This window comes from Sphingomonas sp. ABOLH (assembly GCF_003951715.1).
In the GTDB taxonomy this organism is placed as follows: domain Bacteria; phylum Pseudomonadota; class Alphaproteobacteria; order Sphingomonadales; family Sphingomonadaceae; genus Sphingomonas; species Sphingomonas hankookensis_A.
Genome location: NZ_QQWV01000110.1, coordinates 1 through 1,158 on the forward strand (window position 1 = coordinate 1; position 1,158 = coordinate 1,158).

2 protein-coding genes are annotated in these 1,158 nt (G+C 69.2%); both read right to left on the reverse strand.

Annotated elements, in window-relative coordinates; all coding sequences use genetic code 11:
* A partial coding sequence (locus CA237_RS19460; RefSeq protein ID WP_126015332.1) for a GTA-gp10 family protein occupies positions 1–316 on the reverse strand: 316 nt, incomplete at its 3' end.
* Positions 313–720: a phage major tail protein, TP901-1 family gene (locus CA237_RS19465; RefSeq protein WP_066690114.1), complete on the reverse strand. Its 408-nt coding sequence runs from the start codon at positions 718–720 to the stop codon at positions 313–315. The genes CA237_RS19460 and CA237_RS19465, both read right to left, overlap by 4 nt.
* Positions 721–1,158: the final 438 nt, after the last annotated feature.

Here is a 1,158-nt window from a genome sequence, read left to right on the forward strand (position 1 = left end):
TGTCTAAGCGACATCCCACGTACTGCGCGATCAGGATTTTCAGCGCCGGGGTCGCCGCCGCCATCCCGCCCGCCGTCACCCCCTCGGCAAACGCCTCGCGCCCCATCGGCGCCGGATCGCGCAGGCAGTGCCACAGCAGCGCGACCAGCTCGGCCAGCGTCAGCCGCCCCGCCGCCGCCCGCTCGACCAGCGCGAACAGCGACCCGACCTCCGCCTCCGCCGCGACCAGCGCCGCGAAACTCGGTCGCAGCACCAACGTTTCGCCATGCACGCGGACACTCGCCTCACCCCGCACCGGATTGGCCGGCGCACTCATGCCGACACCACCGGGCCGGAGGATTCCAGCGCCAGCGTGTAGTTGCGCTCGCCATTATAATCGCCGGCATAATCCAGCCGCGTGACCAGGAACCGCCCGGTCATCGTCTCGCCGCTCTCGAAGCTCAGCCGATAGTCGTCGATCGTGCCCGACATCGCATTGCCGCGCAGCCGCACCTCCGCCGCCGATCCGGTGAACACTCCCGCACCGCTGACGCTGACAGAGCGAACCCCCGCCCCCGACAGCAATTCGCGCCACCCGCCCGAATCCTTGCTGGTGATCGCCACCGCCTCGCCATTGACGCTCAGCTGCGTGGTCCGAAGACCCGCGACCGTCGCATAGGCCACCGGCACCGCCCCGTTCCCGATCTTCAACAGGAACGCACTACCCTTCTCCGCCGCCATCGATGTTCTCCTGAAAAATATCCGTCACCGCGCACCGAACGTCACCCCAGCGAAGGCTGGGGTCTCCCGCCGCATCTCATGACGCCCACCGCACACACCCCTCCCGCACCCCGGCGAAGGCCGGGGCTCAGTCGGGAAGCGCTGCTGCAAGATCGAAATCGCCACCAAACTGGACCCCGGCCTCCGCCGGGGTACGTCCGGGGATGGAACGGGGCGCCCCGACCAACCCCGTATCCCTGCGCAGGCGGGGACCCAGACCCGGTTGCGATCGGCGGCCTAGTCATGACGACCGTATCCCCGCGCAGGCGGGGATCCAGAGCCCCGAACGCCACCGCCCGCAAAGCAACCCTGGACCCCCGCCTGCGCGGGGGTACGGAGATGGCGTTCCTCTTCGCCGGTCGCGCCGATCATGGCGATCGATATTGATGCGGCGGGCAC